This window comes from Candidatus Deferrimicrobiaceae bacterium, from assembly GCA_036504035.1.
In the GTDB taxonomy this organism is placed as follows: domain Bacteria; phylum Desulfobacterota; class Deferrimicrobia; order Deferrimicrobiales; family Deferrimicrobiaceae; genus JANXPS01.
In genome coordinates this window covers 387741-401440 of record DASXVV010000009.1, presented here as the reverse complement: position 1 = coordinate 401440, position 13700 = coordinate 387741, and the positions used below count along the sequence as shown (strand labels likewise).

Annotated in this window: 11 protein-coding genes; 8 read left to right on the top strand and 3 right to left on the bottom strand. The window is 65.5% G+C overall.

Annotated elements, in window-relative coordinates; all coding sequences use genetic code 11:
- The first annotated feature begins 2 nt into the window (after positions 1-2).
- Both VGK27_07565 and VGK27_07560 read left to right on the top strand, forming a co-directional pair.
- Positions 3-998: a GNAT family N-acetyltransferase gene (locus tag VGK27_07565; GenBank protein HEY3489961.1), complete on the top strand. Its 996-nt coding sequence runs from the start codon at positions 3-5 to the stop codon at positions 996-998.
- 71 nt (positions 999-1069) lie between these two features.
- On the top strand, positions 1070-2242 hold the full coding sequence (locus tag VGK27_07560) for a glycosyltransferase (GenBank protein HEY3489960.1): 1173 nt from the start codon (positions 1070-1072) through the stop codon (positions 2240-2242).
- On the opposite strand, the gene VGK27_07555 is transcribed toward VGK27_07560, so the two are convergent.
- Positions 2133-3287, bottom strand: a complete 1155-nt coding sequence (locus VGK27_07555; protein ID HEY3489959.1) for an inositol-3-phosphate synthase — start codon at positions 3285-3287, stop codon at positions 2133-2135. The genes VGK27_07560 and VGK27_07555 overlap by 110 nt on opposite strands.
- 125 nt (positions 3288-3412) lie before the next feature.
- On the opposite strand from VGK27_07555, the gene VGK27_07550 reads away from it, so the two are divergent.
- Positions 3413-4771: an NAD-dependent malic enzyme gene (locus VGK27_07550; GenBank protein HEY3489958.1), complete on the top strand. Its 1359-nt coding sequence runs from the start codon at positions 3413-3415 to the stop codon at positions 4769-4771.
- A gap of 75 nt (positions 4772-4846) precedes the next feature.
- On the opposite strand, the gene VGK27_07545 is transcribed toward VGK27_07550, so the two are convergent.
- Positions 4847-6079 (bottom strand): multiheme c-type cytochrome, encoded by a 1233-nt coding sequence (locus VGK27_07545; GenBank protein HEY3489957.1) that lies wholly within the window; start codon positions 6077-6079, stop codon positions 4847-4849.
- A 120-nt stretch (positions 6080-6199) separates the two neighbouring features.
- On the opposite strand from VGK27_07545, the gene plsY reads away from it, so the two are divergent.
- From plsY to VGK27_07520, 5 genes are all read left to right on the top strand, one after another.
- Entirely contained in the window at positions 6200-6808 is a 609-nt protein-coding gene (gene plsY / locus VGK27_07540; GenBank protein ID HEY3489956.1) for a glycerol-3-phosphate 1-O-acyltransferase PlsY, read from the top strand.
- Positions 6809-7009: 201 nt separating this feature from the next.
- Entirely contained in the window at positions 7010-7348 is a 339-nt protein-coding gene (locus VGK27_07535; GenBank protein ID HEY3489955.1) for a P-II family nitrogen regulator, read from the top strand.
- A gap of 48 nt (positions 7349-7396) precedes the next feature.
- Positions 7397-8809: a type I glutamate--ammonia ligase gene (glnA, locus tag VGK27_07530; GenBank protein HEY3489954.1), complete on the top strand. Its 1413-nt coding sequence runs from the start codon at positions 7397-7399 to the stop codon at positions 8807-8809.
- A gap of 111 nt (positions 8810-8920) precedes the next feature.
- Complete coding sequence (locus tag VGK27_07525; protein ID HEY3489953.1) at positions 8921-10285, top strand: TolC family protein; 1365 nt, start codon at positions 8921-8923, stop codon at positions 10283-10285.
- Positions 10286-10499: 214 nt separating this feature from the next.
- Positions 10500-12056: a multicopper oxidase family protein gene (locus VGK27_07520; GenBank protein ID HEY3489952.1), complete on the top strand. Its 1557-nt coding sequence runs from the start codon at positions 10500-10502 to the stop codon at positions 12054-12056.
- Here VGK27_07520 and VGK27_07515 read toward each other — a convergent pair.
- The gene (locus VGK27_07515; protein ID HEY3489951.1) at positions 12053-13690 is read right to left on the bottom strand and encodes a DUF4382 domain-containing protein; all 1638 of its coding nucleotides are present in this window, start codon (positions 13688-13690) and stop codon (positions 12053-12055) included. The genes VGK27_07520 and VGK27_07515 overlap by 4 nt on opposite strands.
- Positions 13691-13700: the final 10 nt, after the last annotated feature.

Sequence of the window (13700 nt, the reverse complement as noted above, 5' to 3'; positions counted from 1 at the left end):
CCATGCCGATCTCATGGCTCGACCGGGCGACAGACATCGAAGCCGGTGAGTGGCGATCCGTCCACGAACGCTCCGCGGCGCGCTCCCCCTTCCTGTCCCCTTCCTTCCTCTTGCCATGGGAAATCGCATTCGCATCCGGCCGTCGCCGGCGGATCGCGCGGTGGGAATCGTCCGGCGTTGCAAGCGGCTTCCTCTTCCTCTGCGAACGGGGGGACGAGTACCCGGGGTGGGAACTCATGGGGGGGACCGACGTCGCGGACATCCTCGATGCCCTGATCGTCCCGGGGATGGAAGCGTCTTTCTGGGACGCCGTGATCGGGGAGTTTGGCGTCTTGCTCGAGGCGGGTCCGCTGGTCCTCCAGAACCTGGTCGCCGGAACGCCTACGCTCGAGCATCTTGCCCTTCGTTGCGCGGTTGCAGGATTATCCCTGCAGATCGAGGAGATCGAAAGATCGCCCTGCATGTCGCTGCCGGGTTCCTTCGATGAATATGTGGAGGGGCTCGACAAGAAGGCGCGCCACGAGCTGCGCCGCAAGATGCGGCGGGCGGGGGAGGCGTTGCCCGGGATCTCTTTCCGCGTGTGCCGCGATCCCGGCGAGGTGGCCTCCGCTTTCCCGGCCTTCCTCGATTTGCACCGGAAAAGCCATCCCGACAAGGCTGCGTTCATGACCGAGGCGATGGCGGCCTTTTTCTCCGAGGTGGCGCAGAGGTTCGCGGAGGACGGCACGTTGCGGCTGGCGCTTCTCTCCGGCGAACCCGGGGACGTTGCGGCCGCTTTCCAGATCGTCGCGGGCGACCGGCTCCTGCTCTACAATTCCGGGTTCGACCCGGCGCACCGGGACGCGAATGCGGGGCTGGTGCTCATCGCGCGCGCCATCGAACGGGCGATCGCCGAGGGGTTCCGGGAGTACGACTTCCTGCGCGGCACCGAGCGGTACAAGTACGACCTCGGCGGCGTCGACCGAGCCGTCTATCGGGCGACGATCACCCGCGCCTGACCGTGCGCCACCTTCTGTTTTCCTATCACACCTGCCCGTACGAACCTCCGGGGAAGGGGCTTTCCGGGGGGATGAACGTATTCCTGTCGGGACTGCTTCCGGCGCTCGCCGCGAGCGGTATCGAAACGGATGTGTTGACGCGCGGCACGAAAAGCGTGGTTGCCGTCTCGCGGCCGGTTCCCGGCGTCCGGGTGCTGCACCTGCCTTGCGGCTGGGAGGAGGAGCCCCCGACCCGGGAAGGGGCATTGCGCGCCTTGCCGCGCTTCATCTCCGCCGCTCGCACGCTGGTGGGCGATCGCCTCGACGAGTATGGCGCCGTGTCGGCGCATTACTGGATGTCGGGGATCGCGGCGCGCGCCGTCTGCGGCGCCCGCTCAGGCCGTTTGTCCGCGCTGCCCCTGGCCTTCATGTTCCACACGATCGAGGAGCGGAAGCATCGCGTGCCCGGAACCGTCCCCGACGCCCATGCGTGCATCCGGATGGCCTCCGAACGAGCGTTGGCCGCTTCCGTCGACGCGATGGTCTGCCTGTCGGCGTTCGACCTGGCCGAGACGGTGCGCTGGCGATTGGAGGCATCCCCCCGCGGGGTCGTCATCCCGCCGGGCGTCGATGACCGGTTCCGCCATCCCCCTGCGCGCGAAGCCGCCCGGAGGAGGCTTGGGATCGACCCTGCCTGCTTCCTGTTCCTGGTAGCCGCGCGGCCGGACGCGGCCAAGAACACAGAGGAGGCCGTAACCGCGATAAGACGTTTGCGGGCTTCCGGAAGACGTGACGTCACGGGGGTGGTCGCGGGGCAGCGTGCCCCGGCAGGGGACGCGGGCGGAGGCGGCGTGGCCTATGCCGGGCCGGTCAGGTACGACGCGATGCCGGACTACTATGCCGCGGCCGACGCCGTCGTCTGCCCGTCGCCGTACGAATCGTTCGGCCTGGTGCCGCTTGAGGCGATCGCGTCCGGAACGCCGATCGTGGCGCCCCGGACGGTCTACTGGGGAAGGCGTGTCGGATCCGAAGGGGGTGGGCTGGCGTACGATCCTGCCGATCCCGGCGGGATCGATGCGGCGTTGGCGGCGATCGCTTCGGACGATGCGCTGAGGGTGCGGCTTGCGGCGGAATGCGCCCGGCTCGCCGCCCCGTTTACCTGGTCGCGATGTGCGGCGTCTTGGGTTGCGCTTCTTTCGCGGCTTTCCAGGCGCGATGGTCGGCCAGGAACTCCTCGATCTCCCGGTGGGCGTCGTCGTCCGTGAGCTGCCTCGGCGGGTGTTTCATGTAATAAGCGGCGGGGGCGATCATCGGCCCCGCAATGCCCATGTCGCGCCCGATGCGGCAGAACCGGATCGCATCCATCACGACGCCGGCGCTGTTGGGCGAATCGGTGACCGAGAGCCGAAGCTCGAGCTCGATCGGCAGGCCTCCGAATCCCTCCCCCTCGATCCGCAGGAAGCAGAGCTTGTTGTCTTTCTGCCAGGGCACGTAATCGGACGGCCCGATGTGGACGTCGTCGTCGGCGATCTCGTGTCCCAGCACGGAGGTTACGGCCTCGGTCTTGGAGATCTTCTTGGACTCGAGGCGCTCCCGGCTCAGCATGTTGAGGAAGTCGGTGTTGCCGCCCGTGTTGAGCTGGTAGGTGCGGCGGACCCGGATGCCTCGCTGGGTGAACAGGTTCGCGAGCACCCGGTGAACGATCGTCGCGCCGAGCTGCGACTTGATGTCGTCGCCGATCACCGGAATCCCCTTTTCGCGGAAGCGCTCGCCCCACGCCGGGTCGGAGACGACGAAGACCGGGACGCAGTTGACCAGGCTCACGCCCGTGGCAAGGCACGCCTCGGCGTAGAAGCGGACTGCCTGTTCGGAGCCGACCGGCATGTAACAGACCAGAATCTCGGCGCCCGATTCGCGAAGCACCGCCTCGACGTCGCACGGAGGCGCATCGGACGGAAGGAAGGTCTGCCGATCGGGATAGTCGCGCATGTGGGGCGCCACGCCGTCGAGCACCGGGGCCATCCGGACGGTCGGGCCGCCGGCCGGCATCCGTTCTACGAAGCGGGGAGTGCAGTTGGGGGCGGCGAAGATCGCTTCCCGCAAGGGGAGGCCGACCTTGCGCCGGTCGATATCGAATGCGGCGACCACCTCGATGTCGCCGGGGAGGTATCCGCCGACGTCGCGGTGGATGAGACCGTCGAAAAAAGCGCCGGTCGGAGCACCGGAGGCGGCCCCATAGTGCTCGATGCCCTGTACCAACGCACTGGCGCAATTTCCGACGCCCGCGATCGCCAACCTGATGCTGCCCATTCGTTATCCGCTCCAGTCGGGATTGCTTTGTATTCCTGCGAATTTCGATCCGATAAGCCGGTCCGCTATTCTACCCCCGGCGCTTTGTTTGACAAAACGGATTTCGACTGTAATAAGATGTCGCCATGCAGATCGAAAAGGGCGTAGACAAGGTCGTCAAGAACATCCGGGTCATGGTTCTCGACAAGCCGGGCTACTTCGGACGCCTGGCCACCGCCATCGGCGCCGCCGGTGGGAGCCTGGGCGATATCCGCCTGGTCAACTACGGCATCGAATACAATACCCGCGACGTCACCGTCTTCGCAAATGACGAGACGCATTTCCAGGCGATCCTTGAAGAGCTCGGCAAGGTCGAAGGCGTCATCATCTCCGACATCATCGACCCGGTCCTCGAACTTCACAAGGGGGGCAAGATCCGGGTCAAGTCGCGCATCCCCATCGACAGCATTTCCGTCATCCGCAAGATCTACACGCCGGGCGTCGCCAAGGTCTGCCGCCTCATCCAGCGCAAGCCCGAGCGGATGTACGACTATACCGCCATCGGCAACACGGTCGCCATCGTGACCAACGGCACCGCCATTCTCGGCCTGGGCGACATCGGACCCGTCGCGGGCATGCCGGTCATGGAGGGCAAGGCGGCGCTCTTCGACGCCCTGGTCGGCATCAACGGCTTTCCAATTCTGATCGACTCCAAGGACAGCGAAGAGATCATCCGCACCATCGCCGCGATCGCCCCGACGTTCGGCGCCATCAAGCTCGAAGACATCAAGGCGCCCGAGTGCTTCGAGATCGAGGATCGGCTGAGCGACATGCTCGACATCCCGGTCATGCACGACGATCAGCACGGCACCGCGGTGGTCGTCCTCGCCGCGCTGCTCAACGCCAGCCGTTACGCCGGCATGCAGGTCAAGAACGACGTCGTGGGCATGGTAGGGCTCGGCGCCGCCGGCATGGGCATCGCCAAGCTGCTCATGGCCTACGGCGTCCGCAAGATGGTGGGCGTCGACATCAACCCCGAGGCGCGCGAGATCTTCGAGAAGGCGGGCGGGAAGCCGATGACGCTGCCCGAGGTGATGGCCGCTGCCGACATCGTCATCAGCACGACCGGCGTCCCCGGGCTCATCGTTCCCGAAAGCATCCGTAAGGGGCAGGTCATCCTGGCGCTCTCCAACCCGAATCCCGAGATCAGGCCCGAGGATGCCCGGAAAGCGGGCGCCTCTTTCGCAGCCGACGGCCGCGGCGTCAACAACGCGCTGGCGTTCCCGGGGCTGTTCCGGGGGGCGCTCGACGCCCGCGCGCGCAAGATCAACAACCGGATGAAGATCGCGGCCGCCCGGACCATCAGCTCGTTCGCCGAGGCGGGGGAGCTCGTCCCGTCGATCCTCAACCTCGAGATGCACCAGAAGGTCGCCGAGGCGGTCGAGCGTGCCGCGTTCGAATCCGGCGTGGCGCGCGCGCGCGGCGAAGAAGCCGAAGAAACCTAGGCAAGTCCCTCCCCCGATCATCGCAAGGCGGATGTCCTTTTCGCCTCTCGCGCCCGAAGAAGGCGTCTTGAGGGGCTACTTGCGTTTCTTGAGGGCGACGATCAATGCGAGAAGTGCGATGACGACGAGGGCGACGATCAGGTAGCGGAGCGCCGGCGATTCGGGCTTCGCCGGAATGGTGAGCTGGGAGATCGGCATCTCGACCGACTTGAGCGAGGGCGAGAGGTCGATGATGGGACGCTCATAGGTGAGGGCGATGGACGCCGATGCGGGCGTGACGCCGTGCAGCGAGAACTTCTGGACGACCACGCGCGATTCCTTGGGCCCGATCCGGTTATCCTTGAGCACTTCGCGCCCCTCGGTGAACACCTGCTCGGGCTTTTCGAGCGCCTTGCCGGAGCCGTCGCCGATGATGCGCTCGAAAAGTTCTTCCTTGCGGTCGATGACGGCTCCCTGCGCGTCGTAGAGCGTCGAGGCGAGCCGGATCTTGTGCATGGGGAGCCCCGAGGGCGTCTTGTGCCCGACGGTCTCGTTCTTGAGGGTGACGGTGAGGCGCGCCTCGTCGCCCGAGAAATCGAGGTTGGCCTTGATCGGGATGGCGCGGGCGAGGCGCTCGCGGGAGTGCCCCCCGACCATGCCGTGGTCGACCGGACCCTTCTTCTGCTGCTTGTCTATGAAGCGGGCGTCGAAGAGCTCGGGCAGGTGGCAGTATTGGCAATGGACCTGCTCACCCCGGTAGAAGCTCTGTTCCCATTCGCTGGTCGTCGTGAGGATCGGGACGCCGTACTCGTTGCGGTATTCATGGCAGCCCGCGCAGAATTCGGACGTGATGTGGAGGCGCGAAAACTGGGTGACGTGGGCCGTGTTGGCCGGGTTGCCGCCCTGCGGCCCGAACTTGATGCCCGGCTTTGCCCGGTAGCGGGGCCACGGACCCTTGGCGTTGACGCTCTCGACGGAGTGGCAAAAATCGCAGCCGACCCCCTCCTGGCTGAAGATGTCGGCCTTCGGATCGCCCTTGGCGATGAGGAACTTCATCGGGTTGTGGCACTGCTCGCACTGGGATGCCTGGGCGGGGCTGACCCGGCGGATCCGGTCGTAGGGGATCTGGAACTCGGGGCTGGTGAACGCGGTCGCGTGCTCGGAGGCGGCCCACGCCTTGTAGATCGCCGGGTGGCATTCGACACAGACCGAGGCGGACTGGTAGCCGGACGCAGGCACAGGCGCCGGCGAGGCCGCGCAAGGCAGGCAGGCGACCGCCGCGAGCACCATGGACAACGAAGCTGCGATATGGCGGAAATAATTCCTCATGACAGGGCAGTCATTCTACAGGACGAATGATCGTTCGTAAACCGCCGGTTTAGTTTTATTTGATATCATGCACGGTGTTGCAGGACGGTTTTATCGTCGCCCGGAAAGGGGAAAGTCGTATTGCAGATATCCTGGCTCACGGCCGCTGCGCTCGTGCTGGCGTCCTACCTGCTCGGCGCCGTTCCGTTCGGCGTCCTGGTGGCGAAAATGTTCGATCGGGGCATCGACCTCCGGGCCACCGGCTCCGGCAACATCGGGGCGACAAACGTCGCGCGGACGCTGGGCAAGTGGCCCGGCATCCTGACGCTTCTGCTTGACGCATCGAAGGGCGCCGCCGCCGTACTCGCGGCAAAGGCGCTGGCGCCGCCGGGCGATCTCGTCCTGCCGGCCGCTGCCGCGGGCGCCGCGTTCCTCGGCCACCTGTTTCCCGTCTACCTCGGCTTCCGGGGCGGCAAGGGAGTCGCCACGGCGCTCGGCGTCGTCCTGGCTTTTTCGCCGGCCGCCGCCTGCATCCTCTTTCTCCTTTTCGCCTCCGTGTTCGCCGCCACGCGCTACGTCTCGCTCGGCTCGCTCGTCGCCGGGGCGGGCCTGATGCCCGCCATGATGCTGCTTGGCGCCCCTCCCCCTCTCCTTGCGCTTTCGGCGGGGATCGGCGTCATGGTCTTCTGGACCCATCGCGAAAACATCCGCCGGCTCGTGGCCGGACAGGAACGCAAGTTCGGACGCTGACGCACCGGCTGCCTGTTTATCGGGCAGATCGTGATCGACTTTTAGGCAACGGGTCTCGCGGCACGCCTCAGGCCGTTTATTGCGGCGAACCGGGCGACCTTCGAAACCCATCGAATCCGTAAAGAAATTCAGATAGGCCGGTCGCGTAGCCCGGCCTGGCATGCCTGTTGCTTACCCATGCGAACCGGGAGGTGAAAATCAATGAAGAAGATCGAAGCCATCATCAAGCCGTTCAAGCTCGACGAGGTCAAGGAGTCGCTCAACGACATCGGCGTCCAGGGCATGACCGTATCCGAGGTCAAGGGATTCGGGCGGCAGAAGGGGCACACCGAGCTTTATCGCGGCGCAGAATATGTCGTCGACTTCCTGCCCAAGATCAAGCTCGAGATCATCGTTTCCGACGACCTGGTCCCGCAGGTGGTCGAGGCTGTCGAAAAGGCCGCCCGCACCGGGCGCATCGGCGACGGCAAGATCTTCGTGACCAATGTCGAAGAAATCGTGCGCATCCGCACGGGCGAACGGGGGCACGACGCGATCTGACCCGGACGTCCGCTTCCCGCCACAAAAATAATATTTCAGGAGGAAGGCATGACCCCGAAGGAAGTTCTGGAATTCGCAAAGAGCAAGGGCCTCGAGATGGTCGATCTCCGCTTCATGGACTTCATCGGCACCTGGCAGCACTTCGCCGTGCCGATCGAAGAACTCAGTGAAGACAGCTTCGAGGAAGGATTCGGCTTCGACGGCTCCTCGATCCGCGGCTGGCAGCCGATTCACGCCTCCGACATGCTCGTCATCCCCGAGGCGGGCACGGCCCAGATCGATCCGTTCATCACCCGCCCGACCCTCGTGCTGATCTGCAACATCGTCGATCCGATCACGAAAGAGAACTACAGCCGCGACCCGCGCAACATCGCAAAGAAGGCCGAGGCCTACCTGAAGTCGACCGGCATGGCCGACACGGCGTTCTTCGGCCCCGAGGCCGAGTTCTTCATCTTCGACGACATCCGCTACGGCGGCGGCGCCAACTCGGGCTTCTATTTCATCGACTCCGAGGAAGGCGCCTGGAACTCCGGCGCCGACGAAGGCCCGAACCTGGGCTACAAGCCGCGCCACAAGGAAGGCTACTTCCCGTGCCCTCCGACCGACTCCCAGCATGATCTGCGTGACGAGATGGTCCGGGTGATGCAGCAGGTCGGCCTCCGGATCGAGGCGCAGCACCACGAGGTCGCGACCGCCGGCCAGGCCGAGATCGACCTTCGCTTCGACACGCTGGTCAAGATCGCCGACAATCTCCAGTGGTACAAGTACATCGTCAAGAACGTCGCCCGCAAATGGGGCAAGACGGCCACCTTCATGCCGAAGCCGCTCTTCGGTGACAACGGATCGGGCATGCACACCCACCAGTCGCTCTGGAAGGACGGAAAGCCGCTCTTCGCAGGGGACGGCTACGGCGGAATGTCCCAGATGGCGCTCTGGTACATCGGCGGCATCCTCAAGCACGCACCGGCGATCTGCGCATTCTCCAACCCGACGATGAACTCCTACAAGCGGCTCGTCCCGGGCTTTGAGGCGCCGGTCAACCTGGCCTACTCAAGCCGCAACCGTTCCGCGTCGGTCCGCATCCCGATGTACTCCGCCTCGCCCAAGGCGAAGCGGCTCGAGTTCCGCACGCCCGACCCCTCCTGCAACGGCTACCTTTCGTTCGCCGCGCAGCTGATGGCGGGCCTCGACGGCATCCAGAACAAGATCGACCCGGGCCAGCCGCTCGACAAGGACATCTACGCGTTGTCCCCCGAGGAGCTGTCCAAGGTTCCGACCACCCCGGGCTCGCTCGAGGAATCGCTCAAGGCGCTCGAGGCCGACAACGAGTTCCTGTTCAAGGGCGACGTGTTCACGCCCGACGTCATCGAGAAGTGGATCGAGTACAAGATGGAGGCCGAGGTCAACACGATCAAGCTTCGTCCCCATCCGCACGAGTTCTACCTCTACTTCGACTGCTAGGTCCGGCGAATAAAGCAACGATCGGATCGCAAGGAAAGGGGGCCCGTCACGGCCCCCTTTCCGCGTCCGGCACCCTTCCCACCCGGCATATTTGGCGCTATCCTCTACCGCATGCGAAAGCGCAACCGTCTTCCATCGATCGCCTTGCCCTTCCTGCTTGCAACCACGGCTTACGCCGCGCCCACGGCGACGGCGCCTCCGGCGGCGTTCGAGGCGCTTGCAGGCGGGCAGCCCGTCACGCTGGTCGAGTCGCTCCGCTACGCCCTGGGCCACGCGCGCGAACTCGAGGCCGCCGACATCGACGCCGGCGTCGCCCGTCTCGGGATGGCACGGGCCAGGGCCGGGTACCTTCCCCGGGTCGATGCGGGGGCCGACCTCACCATGCTGTCCGCGCAGCCGGGGGCCATCATCAACGGCTTCCCGGTCAACACCGCCGACCGGGACATTTTCGGGATCCGGGTGACCGCCGAGCAGACGCTCTACGACTACGGCCGCACCTCGGCCCGCATCGGGCAAGCGGACGCCCGCGCCGACGGCGCGAACGAGGCTGCCGCCGTCGCCCGCGAGCGGCAGGCGCTCGAGGTTATCGGCGCCTTCATCACGGCGCGTCGCTCCGAAGGGCTCAAGGCGGTGGCAGCCGAATCCCTCGTCCTTGCGCGCGAGCATCGCAAGGTCTCGGGTGATCTCTACGATCAGGGATCCGTGGCGAGGAACGACTTGCTGGCGGCCGATGTCTCGGTCGCCAACGCCGAGGCGGCGCTGGTCGCCGCCGAGAACCGGGTCGAGATCGCCCGGTCCCGGCTGGCGCTCCGGATGGGAATTTCCGGCGAACGGGCCGTACTCCCCGACGCGGGCGATATCCCGGTCCCGCTTGCGGCGGTTCCCGGTCAGGCCGACAGCGTCCTGGCCGCATCGAACCAGCGTCGCGAGATCCGGGCGCAGGAAGGCGCGATCCGGGAAGGGCGGGAAGCCGCCCGCGCGGCCGATGCCGAATTCGGGCCGACCTTTTTCGGGCGCGCCGGCTACGCCTACGACAGCAACGGGTACAACCCCAACCACAACCTTTTTTCCCTTTTGATCGGCGGGCGCATCAACCTGTTCGCCGGGAACGCCGACCAGGTCGCCCGGAGGCAGGCGCAACGCCAAGTCGACCGGCGCGAATCCGAACTCGCGCTCCTCAAGGACACGATCGCGCTTGATGTCAAGGCGGCGCACCTCGCCCTGCGCGAGGCGGTGCAGCGTCGTGAGGCCGCCGAAAGGGCCGTAACGGCCGCGACCGAGAACCTGCGGATCCAGGACGACCGCTACCGGGAGGGCATCGCGATCTCCACCGAGCAGATCGACGCCCAAACGCTGCTGACGCGGGCCCGGATCGATCTCCAGAACAGTACCCACGACGTGTTCGAGGCACGCTACCGGCTGACCTATACGCGCGGCGAACTGATGGACTACCTGCTTCCGCTCGTCGCCCGCTGACAAATCCCGTCCCTCCGCCTGTTCCCCGAAACGCCATAAATCAGGAAATAATCTGCCGGTCCTGGCAAAAATAATGCTTTCGACCAGGAGGATTGCCCCCGTCGCCCGGGCGGGGCTCTATCGGAACAGGACGTATTCAATACTGGTATGGATATTGCCGAAGTTTCCGTCCGGAGGCAGTCCGCTGCCGACCGACCAACAGAGGAGGCCGGATATGGGCAAGAAGAACGTGACGCGGAGGGAGTTTCTGGAGCTGTCGTCGATCACGCTTGCCGGCGGGTATCTCGGGCTGAAATCCGCCCAGGCGGCGGCCGGGATGATGGGGGGCGGCATGGGAGGGATGGGCGGCGGTATGGGCGGAATGGGCGGTGGTTCCACGGGCGTCATCGATCCTCCCCCCGGCCTGCGTTTCCAGGATCCCCCGGTGCTGCAGAACATGTTTCCTCTGGCGAAGAACCTGGTCGAGGTGAGTCTCGAGGCCAGTGCCACCCCGGTGAACCTCAACGGGTCGATCGCGAACCTGCTGACATACAACGGGTCCTTTCCAGGCCCGACCATCCGCGTCAGGAATACCGACACCCTGCGGATCCATTTCCGAAATTCCCTTTCAATTCCGGGGACGAACATCCTCGGTCATGTCCGCGACATCACCAACCTGCACACGCACGGGCTGCACGTCTCTCCCATGGGGAATTCCGACAACGTCATGGTGATGGTTGAGCCTGGCGGAGAGTTCGTCTACGAATACAACCTGTCGATGCACCGGCCCGGCACGCTCGATTTCTATCATCCACACGTCCATGGGACAGTCGCCGAGCAATACTGGGGCGGCTTGGCGGGTGCGCTCATCGTCGAGGACGATCTATCGGTCCTCGAGGGATTTGAAACCCACCTCATGGTCCTCAAAGACATCTCGATCGCTGGCGGCAATCCGGCCCCTTACGACACGATGATGGATTATATGCACGGCAAGGAGGGGAACCTGGTCACGGTGAACGGCCAGGTCAACCCGGTCCTGCCGATCCGCCCCGGGCAAGTGCAGCGGTGGCGCATCCTGAACGCGAGCAACGCGCGGTACTACAAGCTGGCGCTCGAGGGGCACATGCTCCAGCTGGTCGGGACGGACGGGGGGCTGCTCGACAGGCCTTATCCGTTATCGCAGATCGTCGTCGCACCGGGCGAACGCGTCGATCTCCTCGTCAAGGCCAACCCGACGACGCGAAACTACCGGCTGCTTTCCCTGGCCTACGACCGGGGGTGCGGAGGCATGGGGCAGCAGGTGACGCTGCTCACGATGTCCTGCAAGGGGAAAAGCAGCGCAAACGACGCCGGCATCCCCGCGGTGGTCGACCCGGAGGCGGTCCGGATTCCCCTCGAATCCGTCGCGACGCGCCGGCTGGTGCTGAGCATGGGGCAGGGAAAGGGGTACATCAACGGGGTATCGTTCGCCGGCATGAATGCGACGACGACCGTGGACTCGTCGCTCGGGACCTGCGAGGTATGGGAGATCGTCAACCAGAGCGGGATGGACCACCCGTTCCATCAGCATGTCAACCCGTGCCAAGTCCTCTCGGTCTCGGGAGGTGACCCGGCTTCCGCCGCGCTCTACGCGAACAAGCCCGCGTGGAAAGATGTCGTGAACATCCCCAAATTCGGGAGCGCCAGCTTGCTGGTGCCGGTCGCCGACTTCGACGGAATGGCGATGTTCCACTGCCACATCGTCGAGCACGAGGACATCGGCATGATGGGCATCTGGAACATCATGCCCTAGCGCAACAGCACCATCCAGAGGTCGATGTTGCCCCGGTCGCCGAAGCGGAGGTTGGCGACGGGCGGCAGGAGCGTCAGGTTGCGGAAGCCGACCGCAAACGTCGCGGGCGTGGCGGAGGTCCAGCCGAACGTCTCGAGCCCGTAGACGCCCGGGTTGAAGGGCGAAAGAACGGTGCCGCCGGGGAGGTTGGCGAACTGGTATGCACCCCCCGGGTTTCCCATCATGCCGCTCACGTCGAGACGGTCGACGATCAGCCCGCCCCGGACCGCGAGCATGAGCCCGTTGTCCAGCCCCATGCCGGGGGCGAACATCATGATGCGGCCTCGCGCCGTGCTGGCCACGGCGGGCGCCGAGGGGATGAGCGTCCCGAGCGAGAGCGTGTTTCCGTTGTCGAGCGGCGTGACCTGGAGCGGCGTGCTGCGGTCGTAGAGGAGCGCATCGGCGACGGCGAAGAAGGTGCCGTTGAGGGGGGCGGTCGTGTTGTCGACCGGAGAGACGTCCGAAAAGGCGATTGCCGCGCCGCTGGTCGACCAGTTTCCGACCCGGAGATTTGTGGCGGAGAGCGAAATGTTGTCGGAAAAGGCGCCGGTGAACGGGTTGACGTGCCGGAAACGGACCTCGTAGGCGATCGGATCGATCCCGGCCGGAAGGTATTGATAGAAAGAGACCCACGACCCGGACGGGGAGACGCGCGTGTTGACCTGGAAATCGGTGCCGGTTGGCATCGGGACCATCCCCAGGTCGGCGGCGCCGACGGACGGGGTGGTTCCGGCGAGCACGTTGACCCCCTTGACGATGACGGTCTTGCGGTTGCGGCCGCGCAGCACGATGTCGTACTTGCCGGGGGCGATCGGGTAGAAGACGAAGCGGCCCGTGTTGTCGGTCAGCGAGGTGAAGCGGCGCACGACGCGGAAGGTGTTGTCGGCGTTGGGCTGTTCGGCCTTGAACACGTAGAATGCAGCGTTGTCGGAAGCAGCGGCCGCGTCGATGCGGCCGGTAATGGCGCCGGCGCGGGCAAGGTCGAAGATGCGAAGCAGCGGTTTTAGCAGGTATTCATCGGCCGTGCCGCGAGCGATCCGGACGATGTCGTGGCCGATGTCGAAATCGATGGCGAGCCGGAGAGGGGCCGACTTGTTGACGTCGAACGTGCCTGCGAGACGGATTCCACGAAGCGCGTCGGGGATGCGCAGGGGCGCCTGCCCCGTGGCCGTATCGACCTGGTTGTTGAAATGCAGGCCCAGCGCCCGGGCGGACGCCGCGACGTTGTCGCGCCCCCGCGTCGGCTCGACGAACAGCAGGATCTGGCGATAACGGCCGGTCGGCAGCGACACATTATCGAACACCGTCTGCATGGCGCCGCCGGAAAGCCGCGCCAGGTTCAGGGTGACGGTCTCGTTGTCGGCGAACCGCTTGCCGATCCAATCGGCATCTTCGGGCTCGGCGGTGTCGAGCCGGTGAAACAGGACCCCCCGGACGGTGATCCAGACATTGTCGATGCCGCTCTCGGTCGCCGGGGCGTCGGTCAACCGGATCTGCACGGTCCCGGTCGCCGGCGAGGACGAGCCGCCGCAGGCGGCCAGGAAGAGCAGGCAGAGTACGAAAAGGAGCACGAACAGCAGGCGGGACCGGTTCATCGACGGAACC

Bases quoted from the DNA above. Each gene is read 5' to 3' on its own strand.
- VGK27_07565 (HEY3489961.1), top strand. From the start codon at position 3: ATGCCGATCTCATGGCTCGACCGGGCGACAGACATCGAAGCCGGTGAG.
- VGK27_07560 (HEY3489960.1), top strand. From the start codon at position 1,070: ATGAACGTATTCCTGTCGGGACTGCTTCCGGCGCTCGCCGCGAGCGGT.
- VGK27_07555 (HEY3489959.1), bottom strand. From the start codon at position 3,287: ATGGGCAGCATCAGGTTGGCGATCGCGGGCGTCGGAAATTGCGCCAGT.
- VGK27_07550 (HEY3489958.1), top strand. From the start codon at position 3,413: ATGCAGATCGAAAAGGGCGTAGACAAGGTCGTCAAGAACATCCGGGTC.
- VGK27_07545 (HEY3489957.1), bottom strand. From the start codon at position 6,079: ATGAGGAATTATTTCCGCCATATCGCAGCTTCGTTGTCCATGGTGCTC.
- VGK27_07535 (HEY3489955.1), top strand. From the start codon at position 7,010: ATGAAGAAGATCGAAGCCATCATCAAGCCGTTCAAGCTCGACGAGGTC.
- glnA (HEY3489954.1), top strand. From the start codon at position 7,397: ATGACCCCGAAGGAAGTTCTGGAATTCGCAAAGAGCAAGGGCCTCGAG.
- VGK27_07525 (HEY3489953.1), top strand. From the start codon at position 8,921: ATGCGAAAGCGCAACCGTCTTCCATCGATCGCCTTGCCCTTCCTGCTT.
- VGK27_07520 (HEY3489952.1), top strand. From the start codon at position 10,500: ATGGGCAAGAAGAACGTGACGCGGAGGGAGTTTCTGGAGCTGTCGTCG.
- VGK27_07515 (HEY3489951.1), bottom strand. From the start codon at position 13,690: ATGAACCGGTCCCGCCTGCTGTTCGTGCTCCTTTTCGTACTCTGCCTG.